The sequence below is a fragment of the Paenibacillus sp. NPDC093718 genome, assembly GCF_050279985.1.
Taxonomy (GTDB): domain Bacteria; phylum Bacillota; class Bacilli; order Paenibacillales; family Paenibacillaceae; genus Paenibacillus_AQ.
The window spans coordinates 739,608-755,147 of record NZ_JBNNUS010000002.1 but is presented as its reverse complement, the minus strand read 5'-3'; the positions used below and the strand labels follow the sequence as shown (position 1 = coordinate 755,147).

The following is a 15,540-nucleotide window of genomic DNA, read 5'->3' as shown; positions in this document are numbered from 1 at the left end:
GATGACAAGAAAGGAGCCGTACATGAACGAATTAACGAAAGCGCAAATCGTTGATCTGGTGACAAGTCTGTATAATGGGGAAGGCAGCGAGGAAGAGGTGGGGGAATGGATCGAATTGCTGCAGCGGAATGTTCCCCACCCCGATATTAGCAATATGATTTTTTGGCCGGAAAAAGATCTGACACCTGAGGAAATCGTTGAAAAGGCATTAAATTATAAGCCAATCGTACTATGAGCTCGTTGATGATCGTGCATTTGGTGCCTCGGCTGTACGCGAGTAGGGGATATCATATGTACGAACTTATCTTAGGTAATCAAAAAAGCAGCCGCTTCGCATAGTAGCGAAGCGGCTGCTTTATCGATTCATGGTATTATTGCTGAACGATTGCGATAATTTCGTCTTCCAGCTCAAGTCTTACCTGCTCGCTGTATGCGCGAATATTGTACTCGGAGTGCAGGTAACGGAGAATAGCTTCGATGAGGTTAGCCTCAATCAAATATTGCGTTCTTCCGTTGACCCATACTTCGGCCGTATATCCGGTATCTTCGTCCCAGCTAAGCTCAAGCGATACATCCGTTGGTTTGACGCCTCTGCGTTCCGCCTGATGAAGGCAGACCGCATTGACGATTTCATCCATGCTCAGAACCATGGATTAGTACCGATTATTGTGATTGTTGTTGTCGCGAGGTTCGTTTTGTTTACGACGATTCTTCACGGCGCGTACAACAGCCATAACGATCATAATCAAAGCCCAGATTGCGATCAGGTTAATGAGCAATCCCATGATTTCGCCCATGAAGCCCATGCCGGCGAACATGCTGCCGAAGAGCAAACCAGCCAGACCGCCGATCATAAGTCCTTTCATCAAGCTGCCGCCGCTAAAAAATCCTGGTTTTTTCGTGTTAGCGGCTGCCCCTGTATTGGAGCGGTTGTTTGTTTGCTGCACATTATTGGTATCATTCTTTTTCGGAGTGCTGTTGTATGACTTGGTTCCGGATTTGAAACCGCCTCCGCCTCTTCTTGCATCTACGGAATCAGGTGTCAGCGCTACAAAGAATAGTGTAATCGCTACAAGAATCGTCAATACTTTTTTCATCGTGTTCTGTCGAACCTCCCAGTAAATTTAGAGTATAAAGAGTAATACGGGCGAGTCACGATAAGGTTTCAAAATTTGTGCGACCATGTTTTGAGGCTGTTGTATGCTGCTGCCGTCTCAGTAATTCCAGTACCCAATCACACCACTTCAGCTCGGTTTCAGCCATCATCAGCCCTTTGGTAGCGAGTACGTAATTGCTGAAAGCCTTGCTTCCAATCTCGCGGGTATCCTCCGGAATTCCCTCTAAAATCTGCTCATAATAACGTTTTTTCTCCAGATACCCGATTCTGCGGTCCTCGAAAATATCGACGGCGATGCCGATCTCCGTTAGCCACAGGCAAAAGGTTCGAAGAGAAAGTTCATCCTTGGTGACTGCAGGCGCGATCGGTTGGTACATCCATTCACGCAGCTTCTGCATGCCTTTTTCTGTAATTGCATAGATTTTCTTGTCCGGTTTATCACTTTGCTGGACCCAGTGCGAGGACAACAGCTGTTTCTCCTCCATGCTGGACAGCAGTGGATAGATTTGACTGTGTTTGGCTTGCCAAAAAGGCTGTATGCGAAGCATCAAATCGTATCCTGATGATTCTCTTCTTGCTAGTAACCCTAACAAGCCGTATGACAACGTATTCATGGACATAACTCCCTTTGAAACGCATATCGTGGACGCCAAGACAGGAATGATAATTCGCCTATCGGTCCGGTTGATAAAAAGTGTACACTGAAACTGTATGGTTTGACAACTGGGGGAGGGGGCTTTCTCTCTGCTTTTGGCAAAATTGTGACTAAAAAAGCACAAACGCGTACGCGTTTGTGCTTCCATTTGACTTTGATTGATTTATTCGTTCTCGTATCCTTCAACGACCAGATCAAGCGCGCCGGTGTTAGGGTCGATGACCATGCCATGAACGGGTACGTTTGGAGGAAGAAGCGGGTGGTTTTTGATCAGGCTCACCGTATTTTTTACGCCATCCGTAACATTATCGAAACCGCGAAGCCATTTGGATAAGCGGATGCCGGAGTTTTCCAGCGTGGATAACACTTCATCGGATATGCCGCGGTCTCTCATATGCTGGATCATATCCTCAGCGTTCAGTGAAGCCATGCCGCATTCGTAGTGACCCACAACGATGACTTCTTCGGCGTGCAGCTCGTACAGTGCAACCATGACGCTTCGCATAACACTTCCGAAGGGCTGTGAAATGATCGCGCCGGCGTTTTTAATGATTTTGACGTCGCCATTTTTGAAATTCATCGCTTTAGGGAGCAGTTCGACCAAGCGCGTATCCATGCAGGTAATAATCACGAGTTTCTTCTCAGGAAAACGCCCTGTCAGATAGGATTCGTATTCTTTATTCTCTACAAAGCTGCGATTGTGTTCCAGTATGCTGTTAAGGTGTTTTTCCATCGATTTTTTCTCTCCTTTTGTATCTATTCTTCATTTAGAATGCTGTTGCTCACGCTCTGGTATCCACTACCTGGATATTGGTGCCATAATGCTGTCCGCTGCTGTCCAGACGAAAGGCGTAGGCAGCCGGATCGGCATCGAGTTTCATCTTCTCTTCAAAGAAAACAGCTTGCTTGCGGTTCACGATGAACGTTACCGGGCTTTCCGTTTCGACAGTAAGGTCATCCGGCGTCGGCTCATCTACAATACGCAGGCCTGGGACGCCGTTGACGGCACATCCGCATCCCTCCGTGTCATAGATCAGCCTGATTGAGCCCGGCTTGTCCCCGAGCTTGTCCTTAAGCTTCAGCTCGGCTTGCCGGGTGAGTTGAATATTCACGGCCTCCTGACACTCCTTTATATGTAGTTTGTTATTTATTCTTTCTGGAAGTTGATTATATACCTTGTAAAAAGTATCATCAATAGAGTAAAGAAAAATCCTAATAAAAAAAGAAGGTGTGCCCGAATGGCAGTACAACATTTACCACAATGGGAACAATTTGATCGATTGGTTCGCAAAATTATGAGTTATTACGAAGCTATTGGCCTACTTCATTGGGATTTACGGACGGGTGCTCCACGCAAGGGAACCGAAATCCGTTCGGAAACGATCGGGGTTTTATCTACAGAGGCATTTAAACTGCAAATATCGGAAGAGATGGGACAGCTATTATCATTTTTTGCGGAGCCTAAACAGGCAGAGCAGCTGGATGATCGCAAACGCCGCATGATTGCGGAAGTGCGGAAGGTGTACGATCAGAGCAAATCCATCCCGCCTGAACGCTTCCAGGAGTATTCCATTCTCGCCGCACAATCGGAGACGAAGTGGGAGGAATCGAAGAAGAACAGCGATTTTGAAGGTTTCGAGCCATACTTAACGAAGATCGTTGCATTCAAGCAAGAGTTTATTGATTATTGGGGCGTGAAAAACACCAGATACGATACACTCCTTGATATGTATGAGCCGGATTTAACGGTGGAAAAGGTGGATGCCATCTTCGACCGCCTGAAAGCGCGTCTGGTACCGCTGGTTCATGCGATCCAGGAATCGCCCTACAAGCCGAAAACGGACTTCTTGAAACAGCTGTTCCCGAAAGAGCAGCAGGAGAAATTCAGCTTGTTCCTGCTGGAGCAGATGGGCTACGACTTTGAAGCGGGACGTTTGGACGAAAGCGTGCATCCATTTGCGACAGGCTTGAACCCTGGAGACGTGCGCATCACGACCATGTATCTTCCAGATGATGTGCTAAGTGCGGTATTCAGCTCTTTGCACGAGGGGGGGCATGCCCTTTATGAGCAAAATATCGATAAGGAGCTTGCAGGTACGCCGCTCTCCGGCGGTACCTCGATGGGCATCCATGAATCTCAGTCCCGTCTGTGGGAAAATATGATTGGTCGCAGCCGTCCGTTCTGGCGCCGGTATTTTGCGGATCTGCAGCAGCATTTCCCTGAACAATTGAAGGACGTGGATATCGAGGATTTCTATTTGGCCGCAAACAAGGTAGAGAATTCTCTTATTCGAATTGAAGCGGATGAGCTTACTTATAACCTGCATATCATCATTCGATATGAGATCGAGAAGAAACTTTTTAACGAAGGTTTGGCCGTGAAGGATCTGCCGGAGACTTGGAACGCGAAGTATAAAGAATACCTCGGCATTATGCCGCCTAATGACGGAATGGGCGTTCTGCAGGACGTTCACTGGTCCGGTGGCGATTTCGGATATTTCGCTTCGTATTCCCTCGGCAATATGTATGCGGCTCAGTTCCTTTACACGATGCGCAAAGAAATGCCGAACCTCGACCAGCTCATCGAAGAGGGGAGCCTGGCTCCGATCAAGGAATGGCTGACGGACAAGGTTTACAAGTACGGAAAGAGCGAGAAGCCGTCCGAGATCATCGTACGCGTCACCGGAGAAGAATTGAATCCGGACTATTTGGCCGATTATCTCGAAGAGAAGTATAAAGAGATTTACAAACTTTGATCCACATAATAAACGCAGCCCAAGTGGCTGCGTTTTTTTTGTTTTAAGACAGTATCACCTTCGAGGGCTTCCATCCTTTTCTCTCTAGAAAAAATTCCTCTAAACACGGTCTGTCTTCTGTGAAGATGCGTTAATAGACGTTTATGTTATGATTCGTGGTTCCGAGTAATCTTGGATCAGGGATATGTTATTTCCTTCCAAATGCGTATAATGCCAATCAACACATCCGCCGGCATACTCTATCAGGCGTTTAACCTTTGGGCAGGCACATGCATATGCTGAAAAGAAACAAAGGGTCAATGGGAATGGAGGGTTACGATGAAGCGTCAAAAATGGTGGGGGCGGGCGTTAACCATGCTGCTTGTTTGCGGAGTGGCGCTTGCCGGGTGCGGTGGCGGCGGATCGGCTGCGAAGGTCAAGATCGGCGAAGTGACGCGCTCGATCTTCTACGCGCCGCAGTATGTCGCATTGGAGAAAGGATTTTTTAAGGAAGAGGGGCTTGATGTCGAGCTGCAGACGACCCCTGGCGGAGACAAAACGATGACGGCCCTGCTGTCGGGAGCCATCGATGTGGCACTTGTCGGTTCGGAAACTTCGATTTACGTGTATCAACAGGGCTCTGAAGATCCGGTCATTAACTTCGGACAGGTGACGCAGACAGACGGGACATTTTTAATGGCCAGGGATGGATCAGGCGCTTTTGACTGGAACAACCTGAAGGGTAAAGTATTCCTCGGTCAGCGCAAAGGCGGAATGCCGCAGATGGCAGGCGAGTTTACCCTGAATAAAAAAGGAATCGATCCGCATGCGGACCTGGAACTGATTCAGAATATCGATTTTGCGAATATCGCCTCCGCTTATGCTTCCGGCACCGGTGAATTTGTTCAGCTCTTTGAGCCGCAGGCCTCCATCTTTGAAAAAGAAGGCCGAGGCAAGGTGGTTGCTTCCTTTGGCGTTGAAAGCGGAAGACTGCCATATACCGTATTCATGACGAAACAGAGCTTTATCGACAAAAACGATGCAACGGTGCAGAAGTTTACGAATGCCCTTTACAAGGCACAGCAATGGGTGGATGCCAGCAGCCCGGAAGATATTGCGGCTGCGATCATGCCTTATTTTAAGGATAGCGACCGCGACATCGTAGTGTCCTCCGTTAAACGTTACAAGGAGCAAGGCAGTTATGCCACCGATCCGATCGTGGACGAGGCGGAATGGAACAATCTGCTGGACGTGATGGAGCAGGCAGGAGAACTGCAAGAACGGGTAGCGCCTGACACGATCGTCAACAACAGCTTTGCCGAGAAAGCGAAACAAGCCAAATGATGAAGTACGCCTAATCCATAGAACGAAGGGAGAGAGCACCAATGGTACCGGTAGTTGAATTGAACGATATCGCTCACGTATATGTCACGGATCGGGAAGCCTCTCTGGCTGTGGAAGGGATTCAATTGAAGGTGGAAGCGGGAGAGTTCATCAGCCTGGTTGGGCCTAGCGGCTGCGGCAAGACAACGATTTTGTCTGTCATTGCCGGCTTGCTGCAGCCATCCAAAGGAGCCGCCTATGTGAACGGTAAACCGGTAAACGGGCCGTCGCCGGTGGTCGGATACATGCTGCAGCAGGACTATTTATTTCCTTGGCGCACCATTATGGATAACGCCTTGATCGGCTTGGAACTGACGGAGCGGTTGAATCCGGAAAGTCGCGGTATCGTACAGAGTTTGCTCAAGGAGATGGGCCTTGGGGACAGCGGCAACCTCTATCCCGCCCAGCTGTCAGGCGGAATGAGACAGCGGGTTGCACTCGTAAGGACCTTGGCGACGGACCCGGGTCTGCTGCTGTTAGATGAACCTTTCTCTGCACTGGATTATCAGACGAAGCTCCAGCTTGAGGATCTGATCGTAGATACCTTGAAGGAGCGCGGGAAGACCGCCATCCTGGTGACCCATGATTTGTCCGAAGCCATTGCGATGAGCGATCGGGTCATCCTCCTGAACCGCAACCCGGGGAGGGTTCACCGGATGTTCAATATTCCTGAGAACATACGTCGGGTACAGCCTTTTTATGCTCGTAAGGAGCCAGGGTTCAACGAATTGTTTCATGAGATCTGGGGCGAAATGCAAACGATCGGGAAGGAGTGAAGCCTATGACATCAAGGAATGAGCCTTCTGCTTCTTCTTCGAAGGGCTGGCTCCAGGATATTTATGTAAAACACATGAGGCAAAAGAAAAGCATACGCACACGCGTGCTGACCGTTCAGCTTAGCTTGCTGCTGTTGTTCTTTATCTGGTGGGAAGCGGCGGGCAGATTCAAATGGATTGACGTGTTGCTCTTCAGCTATCCCACCAAAATCTTTGCCAACATATGGGGGAATATGATCAGCGGCGAGTTATGGGGGCACTTGGGGATCACGGTAGGGGAGACGGTTGTCGGATTTCTGCTCGGCACGCTGGTAGGCACGCTGCTGGCCGTTTTGATCTGGTGGTCACCGTTTCTCAACAAAGTACTGGACCCTTATATGGTTGTGTTCAACAGTATGCCGAAAGTAGCGCTGGGTCCCATATTTATCGTGATGTTTGGTGCGGGGTTTACCGCTATTGTCGTCACTACGTTATCCATCACGGTCATCGTGACCACGCTTGTTGTGTACAACAGTTTTCATGAGGTGGATTCCAATCTGATCAAGGTCGTCCGGACGTTCGGCGGAACCAAGCGCCAGGTGTTTCAGCGGGTTATTTTGCCAGCTTCGTATCCGGCGATCGTATCAACGCTCAAGGTCAATGTGGGTATGGCGTGGGTCGGTGTCATCGTCGGCGAATTTCTGGTCGCCAAATCGGGTCTCGGTTACTTGATTATGTACGGGTTTCAGGTATTTAATTTCACGCTTGTGCTGTCGAGTCTGCTCATAATCGCCGTTGTGGCTACAGCCATGTATCAAATGGTGGTATATATAGAAAGGAAATTGCTGACTCATCGTTAATGGGCTTGGTCTATTGCCCCCAGGCATGGTTGTTTATGGCATAAAAATAAGCTAGGATGAAGATACCTTATATATGTGGTCACATCAAAGGAAACATATATAGCCATCATCAACTCGCCTGGAGGCTCTTCATCACATGGGATTTCGTGTCATCAAAACGGCTGCGGCAAGTCTGCTTGCCATCTTAATTACAGATGCCTTGAACATACCGGGGGCTACGTCCGCCGGTCTTCTTGCTATACTTGGCGTTGACGTCACGCGAAAACGGAGTGTGATCTCCATATCGTCCAGATTGTTCGCTTCATTGCTGGGTCTGGTGCTGGCGTGTATTCTATTTTATTTTCTCGGATTTCATTATTGGGTATTGGCTCTATACATATTGCTTGCATTTCCCGCGATTTCGAAGGCGAACTTCAAGGAAGGCATCGTAACCAGCTCGGTCGTGGTGTTTCGGGTGTTCCAGGGGGAAGAGATCGGGGTGGACATTTTGCTCACCCAAATTGAACTGTTGATTATCGGTCTTGGATCGGCCATGCTTGTGAACCTGGTTTATATGCCGAACAGCGAGGGAGCGATGATGGAGATCCGCCAGAAGGTGGACGGGCTCTTCTCCGTCATTTTCCGTCACTTCTCGCTTACGCTTCGGGATCCTGAACATATATGGGACGGTAAAGAACTGATTGAGGCCAACCGGCAGATTGAGAAAGGAATTGAGGAAGCGAAGCGGGCATCGGAGAACCAGATGATTCATCCGGACGGCTCCTGGAACATCTATTTTTATATGCGGAAGGAACAGATGGAGAATATCCAGAGCATGATGCATCAAATATCCCAGGTGTATGAGCGGCTTCCTCACGGTGTGCTTACGGCGGAAATATTCGATCAATTAAGCAAGGATGTTGTTGCCGAAGGATATACGGGCAAGTCCGAAGGACTGCTGATTGAGCTGGAGGACAGGTTCAAGGAGATGGAACTGCCAACGACCCGCGAAGAATTCGAGGTCCGGTCCGCGATCCTGCAGCTATGCCATGAGCTGGAATACTATTTAAATATTTCAAAGAAGTATAAGGCGCCCACGGCGAAAAAACCGCAGAAGCGCGCGGATTCGGCCGTATAGCTCTGGGATTTGCAAAAAAAAATCTGATATTTTTAGCATCATATGAATTTATTTGGACCACTTCATTCAACATTCGCCCATGTCTTGCATACACATGTATGGAATGATTGTATGGAGGAGGTTCGAAGATGTCATTGAGTCATAAACACCAATGTAGAGAAATCATCACGAAGGCGATCTGCGGCAAGGGTCGTAAATTCTCTACCGTAACACATACCGTGACTCCGCCTAATAATCCGACCAGTATTTTGGGGGCTTGGATTATAAACCATCAATACGAGGCGGTTGCCGCCGGAGACGGAATTGAAGTTATTGGTACTTACGATGTTAACATCTGGTATTCCTATGACAAAAATTCACAGACCGATGTGGCGAAAGAAACGGTATCGTATGTAGAACGCGTGCCTCTTTCCTATCTGGATCCGAAGCATCGTGCATCCACGGTTGAAGTGTCGGCTGAAGCGACACAGGAGCCGAGCTGCGTTGAGGCCAGCGTATCCTCGAATGGCACGAGTGTCATTCTGCGGGTAGAGAGAGAGTACGCGGTGGAGCTGATTGCCGAAACCAAGGTCGTCGTCAAAGTATGCAGCCATCATCATGGCGATTACGAGGACAAAGAATTCGATTACGTCCTGGGAGATGAAGTCGATGATTACGAAGACCTTGATTACGAAGGTCTGGAGGATGAACTGTAAGATAACCCTCCTGTAGGAATGATTCTAATCTTAGCATATGCAGTGAGGGCAGCTTTGCGGAGGGCGGATGCCCTCTTTTTTATTTTTTTTACAGGGGGACTAGGAGATGGCTCAATTTAAAGTAAAACCAGCTGCTGTAAAAGAATATGTACCGTTGAAGGGAGCTGCTGTGCTCCTCGCGCAAGCACGTCTGTCCAGATCCGGGATACCGTCCCTCCTGGGCTTGAGCTCGGTTGAGGAAAAGCATTACACGGCTAGGTACGCCGTCCATGTTGAGCAGCTGTCTGCAGTCTCGATTCGCTCCTATCAGCTCGGCGGCAGTGAAGTAATGTTTGAGCCTGACCCCGAGAACGGGAGGTATGAGGATGGTCTGCATCGGAGATTGGAGAAAGCTGCCCTGCGGTCGTTGTATACGCTGGGTGTGGATGAAGGAGAGGTTATCATTAATACCCGGCCCGGGCGAAGATATGTAGTCGAGGACATCCGAATGAAAGCGGGCCGGAATAAAACGGTCATGAGTGCCAAAGGCCAACGGGCGGCAGGTAATCACACAATGAACAAAGACAGTGAGTCCCCTTTGACTCCGCCATTGCTCATGGGAATGGATCCCGAGTTTGTGCTGATGAAGGATAACGGGGAGATTGTGTTTGCATCCGAATTTATGGAGCGCGGCGGGTCGGTCGGCAGTGACGCTGTTCGTTTTCGGGGGGAGGTCATTTACCCCATTGCCGAGCTCAGGCCGTTACCGAGAGCGAATCCGAAGGCGTTAATGATTGAAATGCAAAAAGCTCTGCGTCAAGCCCAGAGCCTGATTACCGATCACTCACTGACATGGAGGGCAGGAGCGCTGCCTTATGGTGATTTTCCGCTAGGCGGTCATATTCACTTCAGCGGAGTACCGCTCTCCCTGTCCCTTCTTCAGACGCTGGATAATTATCTGGCTCTGCCGCTGGCGCTGCTCGAAGACCCCAAGGGGCGTCTTCGCAGACCACGTTATGGTTTCCTGGGGGATTTTCGGAGGCAGCCGTATGGCGGGTTTGAATACCGTACGCTTCCCAGCTTTCTCGTTTCGCCGCTTGTCGCGAAGGTGTCACTGTATGTTGCCTACCTGGCAGCTCGATACAGCGACCGTTTGCTGGCGAGGCCATTCAATACGGAGCGTTACCACCGCGCCTATTACGAAGGTGACAAGTCCGTGCTTAAAGAATGTATCGCAGGCTGGCACAGGGATTTATCAGCACTGCCGGAATATTCGGACTTTGCTCGTGAAATCGAAAGGGCGCTTGCTCACATGGAAGCGGGGCGGGCCTGGGATGAGAGCAGAGATATCAGGCCGCTGTGGAATATTCCGCTCAAGCCGTAATGCCTTGCGGTCAATTTCTGTTATAATGGAGGTCAAGCTAGAAGGTAATGGAGGTACGTCATGGCTAAATATACGCCGATGATTGAACAATATTTGAAGGTTAAAGAACAAGCGCGCGATGCGTTTCTTTTTTTCCGCTTAGGCGATTTTTACGAAATGTTTTTTGATGATGCGATCCTCGCATCGAAGGAATTGGAAATTACGCTGACCGGCCGCGAGGGCGGCGGTGCAGAGAAAATACCGATGTGCGGAGTCCCTTATCATTCCGCGGAGGGTTATATTCAGCGGTTGATTGAGAAGGGGTACAAAGTCGCCATCTGCGAACAGATGGAGGATGCTTCAGTCACCAAAGGCATGGTGCGGCGTGAAATCGTTCGGGTCGTCACGCCGGGGACCATCATGGACGGCAAGGTTGTGCACGACAAATCGAACAATTACATGGTGTGTGTTACGGAAGCGGGCGGCTTGATGTCTTTATCGGCATGCGATCTGTCAACCGGGGAGCTTTATGTGACGTCAGTACCATCTTCGGAGGAATGGCTGCGGGATGAGATCGGCCTCTATGAGCCTTCCGAGATTATTGGGGACGCGGCGCTTCTTGATATCATTTCATCTCAGGCGCTTCCAGGCAGCCGCAACATCGTTTATACGGCATGGGATCGTAGGGAGGATGCCTTGGTTCGCACCCAGTTCGGTGAACCGGCTTGGGCCCGCCTGGAAGAGGAGCGAAGAGCCTGTATATCCGTGCTGATCTCGTATTTAAGCGAGACGCAGAAGCGGTCGCTAGGGCAGCTGACGCAGATTGCTTCCTATGAACCGGGCCAATACATGGTGCTGGATCCGTTCACCAGACGCAACCTGGAACTGGTTGAGACGGTTCGTGAGCGTTCGAAGAAAGGTTCGCTCCTGTGGCTTCTGGATCGCACGGAAACCTCGATGGGAGCCAGACTCCTGCGGCGGAGAATCGATAAACCGCTGCTGTCCCGCAGCCGGATTGAAGAGCGGCTGGAGGCTGTTGAGCATTTGTATAACCAGTACATACTGCGTGAAGATTTGCGGATGGCGCTTAAAGAGATATACGATCTGGAGCGGTTGGTCGGCCGGATTGCGTTCGGCAGCGCGAACGGACGGGATTTGAACGCGCTCAAGCTGTCATTAAGACAAATTCCTTCCCTGAAAGAGCTGTGTGCCCAGTCTGCTTCCGAGACGCTGCGCCGGGTGGCTGCGGATACGGATATTTGCGACGATCTGTGTGAACTGATCGAGAATGCGATTGTTGATGAACCGCCGGTATCCGTGCGTGACGGAGGCATCATTAAACCGGGCTATCACGAGCGGCTGGATGAGTTTCGTGAAGCGAGCACCAGCGGCAAACGCTGGATCGCGGAGCTGGAAGCCAAGGAACGTGCGGCTACGGGAATCAAGTCGCTGAAGATCGGCTACAACAAGGTGTTCGGCTATTATATCGAGGTGACGAAGTCCAATCTGGCGTCCCTGCCGGAAGGCCGGTACGAACGCAAGCAGACGCTGGCGAACGCGGAGCGTTATGTCACGCCCGAGCTCAAGGAGAAGGAAGGCCTGATCCTCGAGGCCCAGGAGAAGATGGTGGATCTGGAGTACGCTCTCTTTACCGAGCTCAGGGACAAGCTGAATACCCAAGTGAGCCGTCTCCAAAAGCTCGCTGAGCGCATTGCCGAGATTGACGTCTATCAATCGTTGGCCGCGGTCAGCGCGGAATACCGGTTCGTGAAGCCGGAGCTGAGCGAAGGCTATGATTATATCGTTGAAGGCGGTCGTCATCCTGTCGTTGAAGCCGTCATGAAGGATTCATCGTTTATCGCGAACGGGACGGATTTACGCAAGGAAGGCTCCTCGATCCTGCTTATTACCGGTCCGAATATGGCTGGAAAAAGCACGTACATGCGCCAGGTTGCCTTGTTATCGATTTTGGCCCAGATGGGCTGCTTTGTTCCGGCAGAGCGTGCGGTTATCCCGCTGGTGGACCGTATCTTTACCCGCATCGGAGCGGCAGACGATCTGATCGGCGGCCAGAGCACCTTCATGGTGGAAATGGCGGATATTCAAGTCATGACGGAAAAAGCAACGCCCCGCAGCCTGATTATCATTGACGAGCTGGGACGCGGTACATCAACGAGTGAAGGCATGGCGATCGCGCAAGCCGTGATTGAGTATGTGCATGACCATATCGGCTGTAAGGCATTGGTATCAACGCATTTCCATGAGCTCGCCCATCTTCAGGAAAGCCTTGGCGGTCTCAAAAATTATTCCATGGCGGTTCAGGAAAGCGGAGACAAAGTGCATTTCCTCCGCAAGCTGATCCCTGGCGCGGCTGATAGCAGCTACGGCATTTACTGTGCGAGATTGGCAGGTTTACCCGGCAGTATTATTGACCGAGCCTATGGGCTGCTGCAGGGCCTGGAGATGGCCTCGCTGGCCGCGGTGGCATCGGAGCAAGGGATTGTGATGCAGCGCGAGCAGCCAGCAGCCGCAGCTCCTTCCGATGAGAGAAGAAACGGACCTGGAGCTGTACATGAGGTTCGTGAAAATATGATGTCGTATACCGAAAGCTTGAGCGGCGCCGGCCAGAAGGGCGGCGTGGTGCAGCTCTCCATTTTTGGCGAGGAGGAAGTGCCTGAACCTAGTGTTAAGCCTGGAAAGGATCAGCATTCCATGGCTCAGGAAGCTCTTCAAGATCCTGCCGTCAAGAGCCTCATAGATGCCGTTAAAGGCGCGGACGTGATGAATATGACGCCGCTTCAGGCCATGCAGTTCCTAAATGACCTGAAGCATCAAGCAAAGGATATGTGATCTTAGCATGGGGATGAAATGAAACGGAGGTAGGAACGATGGGGATTATTCGGATTTTGGACGAGCATATTGCAAACCAGATTGCTGCCGGTGAGGTGGTGGAGCGGCCTGCCTCCGTTGTGAAGGAGCTAGTCGAGAACGCCATTGATGCCGGGAGCACCAAGATTGACGTAACGGTCGAAGAAGGCGGACTGGACAGCATTCGCGTAACGGATAACGGCGCCGGCATTGATCCGGAGGATTGCGAGACGGCTTTTTACCGCCATGCGACCAGCAAAATCGCTGAAGGCCGCGATCTGTTTCAAATCACCAGCCTTGGGTTCAGGGGCGAAGCCCTGCCATCCATTGCGGCCGTATCCAAGGTGCGTCTGGTTACATCCAATGCTCAGAATGGCCGCGGACGGGTGATCGAAATTGAAGGCGGTCATCTGCGCGTGAACGAAGAAACGGCTGCACCCCGAGGAACGGATTTTCTCGTGAAGGAATTGTTCTTCAATACGCCGGCAAGGCTGAAATATATGAAAACGATCCAAACCGAGCTGGGGCACATATCCGATTATATGTATCGTCTGGCCCTTTCCCGGCCGGATATTGCCTTTACGCTCAGGCACAATGGAAACTCGCTGCTGCAGACGCTGGGCAACGGCGATGCCCTTCAGGTCATTGCGGCCATATACGGTACCCAATCGGCCAAAGCGATGCTGCCGTTTGAAGCGGAGAATATGGACTACACGCTAAGCGGATATATCAGCCGCCCGGATTATACCCGGGCAAACCGTAACGGCATGTCGCTTATCATTAATGGGAGGTATATTCGGAACTACGGTTTGATGCAGGCGATTTTGAGAGGTTATCATACGCTGCTGCCAATCAACCGGTTTCCACTCGTTGTCATTCAGTTATCCATGCACCCCTCGTTGATTGATGTGAATGTGCATCCATCCAAGTTGGAAGTGCGGTTCAGTAAAGAGCAGGAGCTGTTCGCTATGGTGGAGGAAGAGATTCGCAAGGTGCTGCAGCAGGAAATCCTTATTCCGCGTCCGGCCAAACAAAATATTGGCAAAAGCGACAACGCCTATATCCAGGAACAGCTGCAATTTTCTCCTGCGCAAAGCCATGCCTCGGCGACCGGCAGGGGGAATGAACGGGATATCGCGATCTCTGGAAGCGGCGAGCCTTCAACTGGCGGAAACATGCCTCTCAAGGCACCGCCTGCGTCGACATGGCCGGAGGGGCAGGTCTTCACCCAGTCTGAGCCGGATTTCAAGCACGCTTATGGGGCTGGAACAGCAGGTACATCTGCCACCTCGCAAATGCGGGAAACGGCAGCAGCTTCTTCTTACCGCAGTGATTACCGCAATGAGACCAGGGGGAATGGCGGAATTCCTGCCGTAACGAAGGAGTGGCTGCAGGCAGCCTCAGGACCGGCTCCTGAGATTCCGCCATTTCCGGAGCTTACGCTTATCGGCCAGCATCACGGTACTTATCTCATAGCGCAGAATGATACCGGGCTGTACCTGATTGATCAGCATGCCGCGCATGAGCGGATTAACTACGAATATTACTACGAACAGTTTGGCAACCCGGCAGACGCATCCCAGGAGCTGCTGCTGCCGATTACGCTGGAATTTACGCCCTCGGAATCGGAGAAGGTGAAGGAACGGCTGCACTGGTTTGAGAAGGTTGGCGTGTATATGGAGTTTTTTGGCGGTCATACCTTCCTGGTACGTTCCCATCCGTTCTGGTTCCCCAAGGGCGACGAGAAGGCTATTATCGAAGAGATGGCTGAATGGGTGCTGAGCGAACGCAATATCGATATCGCCAAGCTGAGAGAAACTTCGTCGATCATGTGTTCCTGCAAGGCTTCCATCAAAGCCAATCAGAAGCTGACGGAGCAGGAGGCGATGACGTTGATTCAGCGTTTGGGCGCCTGCCGGCAGCCATACACATGTCCGCATGGACGACCGATCGTGGTTTCGTTCTCGGCATATGATTTGGAGAAAATGTTTAAGCGCGTTATGTAACAGCAAG

15 protein-coding genes are annotated in these 15,540 nt (G+C 50.8%); 10 read left to right on the top strand and 5 right to left on the bottom strand.

Annotated elements, in window-relative coordinates:
• The first annotated feature begins 22 nt into the window (after window positions 1-22).
• A complete protein-coding gene (locus ACQKPA_RS09190; RefSeq protein ID WP_427491444.1) occupies window positions 23-235 on the top strand; it encodes a bacteriocin immunity protein in 213 nt (70 codons plus the stop codon).
• 136 nt (window positions 236-371) lie between these two features.
• On the opposite strand, the gene ACQKPA_RS09185 is transcribed toward ACQKPA_RS09190, so the two are convergent.
• The 5 genes from ACQKPA_RS09185 to ACQKPA_RS09165 form a co-directional block, all read right to left on the bottom strand.
• Window positions 372-650, bottom strand: coding sequence for a YxcD family protein (locus ACQKPA_RS09185; protein WP_009591356.1), 279 nt, complete (start codon window positions 648-650; stop codon window positions 372-374).
• A 3-nt stretch (window positions 651-653) separates the two neighbouring features.
• Window positions 654-1,097: a membrane protein gene (locus ACQKPA_RS09180; RefSeq protein WP_009591349.1), complete on the bottom strand. Its 444-nt coding sequence runs from the start codon at window positions 1,095-1,097 to the stop codon at window positions 654-656.
• A 55-nt stretch (window positions 1,098-1,152) separates the two neighbouring features.
• On the bottom strand, window positions 1,153-1,731 hold the full coding sequence (locus ACQKPA_RS09175; protein WP_100536436.1) for a PadR family transcriptional regulator: 579 nt from the start codon (window positions 1,729-1,731) through the stop codon (window positions 1,153-1,155).
• Window positions 1,732-1,935: 204 nt separating this feature from the next.
• Window positions 1,936-2,505, bottom strand: coding sequence for a beta-class carbonic anhydrase (locus tag ACQKPA_RS09170; protein ID WP_427491441.1), 570 nt, complete (start codon window positions 2,503-2,505; stop codon window positions 1,936-1,938).
• A gap of 49 nt (window positions 2,506-2,554) precedes the next feature.
• Window positions 2,555-2,884, bottom strand: coding sequence for an iron-sulfur cluster biosynthesis family protein (locus ACQKPA_RS09165; protein WP_427491439.1), 330 nt, complete (start codon window positions 2,882-2,884; stop codon window positions 2,555-2,557).
• A 126-nt stretch (window positions 2,885-3,010) separates the two neighbouring features.
• Here ACQKPA_RS09165 and ACQKPA_RS09160 point away from each other — a divergent pair, with 126 nt between their 5' ends.
• The 9 genes from ACQKPA_RS09160 to mutL all read left to right on the top strand — a co-directional run bounded on the left by ACQKPA_RS09160 (window position 3,011) and on the right by mutL (window position 15,533).
• Window positions 3,011-4,528: a carboxypeptidase M32 gene (locus tag ACQKPA_RS09160; protein ID WP_427491437.1), complete on the top strand. Its 1,518-nt coding sequence runs from the start codon at window positions 3,011-3,013 to the stop codon at window positions 4,526-4,528.
• A 318-nt stretch (window positions 4,529-4,846) separates the two neighbouring features.
• The gene (locus tag ACQKPA_RS09155) at window positions 4,847-5,851 is read left to right on the top strand and encodes an ABC transporter substrate-binding protein (RefSeq protein WP_427491435.1); all 1,005 of its coding nucleotides are present in this window, start codon (window positions 4,847-4,849) and stop codon (window positions 5,849-5,851) included.
• Window positions 5,852-5,892: 41 nt separating this feature from the next.
• The gene (locus ACQKPA_RS09150; RefSeq protein ID WP_427491433.1) at window positions 5,893-6,666 is read left to right on the top strand and encodes an ABC transporter ATP-binding protein; all 774 of its coding nucleotides are present in this window, start codon (window positions 5,893-5,895) and stop codon (window positions 6,664-6,666) included.
• 5 nt (window positions 6,667-6,671) lie between these two features.
• Window positions 6,672-7,505, top strand: coding sequence for an ABC transporter permease (locus ACQKPA_RS09145; RefSeq protein ID WP_427491431.1), 834 nt, complete (start codon window positions 6,672-6,674; stop codon window positions 7,503-7,505).
• Window positions 7,506-7,641: 136 nt separating this feature from the next.
• Complete coding sequence (locus ACQKPA_RS09140; protein ID WP_427491429.1) at window positions 7,642-8,622, top strand: aromatic acid exporter family protein; 981 nt, start codon at window positions 7,642-7,644, stop codon at window positions 8,620-8,622.
• 128 nt (window positions 8,623-8,750) lie between these two features.
• On the top strand, window positions 8,751-9,317 hold the full coding sequence (locus tag ACQKPA_RS09135; RefSeq protein ID WP_071218248.1) for an outer spore coat protein CotE: 567 nt from the start codon (window positions 8,751-8,753) through the stop codon (window positions 9,315-9,317).
• Between the two features lie 106 nt (window positions 9,318-9,423).
• Window positions 9,424-10,680 (top strand): putative amidoligase domain-containing protein, encoded by a 1,257-nt coding sequence (locus ACQKPA_RS09130; protein ID WP_427491427.1) that lies wholly within the window; start codon window positions 9,424-9,426, stop codon window positions 10,678-10,680.
• Window positions 10,681-10,740: 60 nt separating this feature from the next.
• Window positions 10,741-13,509 (top strand): DNA mismatch repair protein MutS, encoded by a 2,769-nt coding sequence (gene mutS, locus ACQKPA_RS09125; RefSeq protein WP_427491425.1) that lies wholly within the window; start codon window positions 10,741-10,743, stop codon window positions 13,507-13,509.
• Window positions 13,510-13,547: 38 nt separating this feature from the next.
• Complete coding sequence (gene mutL, locus ACQKPA_RS09120) at window positions 13,548-15,533, top strand: DNA mismatch repair endonuclease MutL (protein WP_427491423.1); 1,986 nt, start codon at window positions 13,548-13,550, stop codon at window positions 15,531-15,533.
• Window positions 15,534-15,540 lie beyond the last annotated feature (7 nt).

Coding starts and splice junctions, on each gene's coding strand:
- mutS (WP_427491425.1), top strand. CDS start 10,741: ATGGCTAAATATACGCCGATGATTGAACAATATTTGAAGGTTAAAGAA.
- ACQKPA_RS09155 (WP_427491435.1), top strand. CDS start 4,847: ATGAAGCGTCAAAAATGGTGGGGGCGGGCGTTAACCATGCTGCTTGTT.
- mutL (WP_427491423.1), top strand. CDS start 13,548: ATGGGGATTATTCGGATTTTGGACGAGCATATTGCAAACCAGATTGCT.
- ACQKPA_RS09150 (WP_427491433.1), top strand. CDS start 5,893: ATGGTACCGGTAGTTGAATTGAACGATATCGCTCACGTATATGTCACG.
- ACQKPA_RS09160 (WP_427491437.1), top strand. CDS start 3,011: ATGGCAGTACAACATTTACCACAATGGGAACAATTTGATCGATTGGTT.
- ACQKPA_RS09130 (WP_427491427.1), top strand. CDS start 9,424: ATGGCTCAATTTAAAGTAAAACCAGCTGCTGTAAAAGAATATGTACCG.
- ACQKPA_RS09180 (WP_009591349.1), bottom strand. CDS start 1,097: ATGAAAAAAGTATTGACGATTCTTGTAGCGATTACACTATTCTTTGTA.
- ACQKPA_RS09175 (WP_100536436.1), bottom strand. CDS start 1,731: ATGAATACGTTGTCATACGGCTTGTTAGGGTTACTAGCAAGAAGAGAA.
- ACQKPA_RS09190 (WP_427491444.1), top strand. CDS start 23: ATGAACGAATTAACGAAAGCGCAAATCGTTGATCTGGTGACAAGTCTG.
- ACQKPA_RS09170 (WP_427491441.1), bottom strand. CDS start 2,505: ATGGAAAAACACCTTAACAGCATACTGGAACACAATCGCAGCTTTGTA.
- ACQKPA_RS09145 (WP_427491431.1), top strand. CDS start 6,672: ATGACATCAAGGAATGAGCCTTCTGCTTCTTCTTCGAAGGGCTGGCTC.
- ACQKPA_RS09185 (WP_009591356.1), bottom strand. CDS start 650: ATGGTTCTGAGCATGGATGAAATCGTCAATGCGGTCTGCCTTCATCAG.
- ACQKPA_RS09140 (WP_427491429.1), top strand. CDS start 7,642: ATGGGATTTCGTGTCATCAAAACGGCTGCGGCAAGTCTGCTTGCCATC.
- ACQKPA_RS09135 (WP_071218248.1), top strand. CDS start 8,751: ATGTCATTGAGTCATAAACACCAATGTAGAGAAATCATCACGAAGGCG.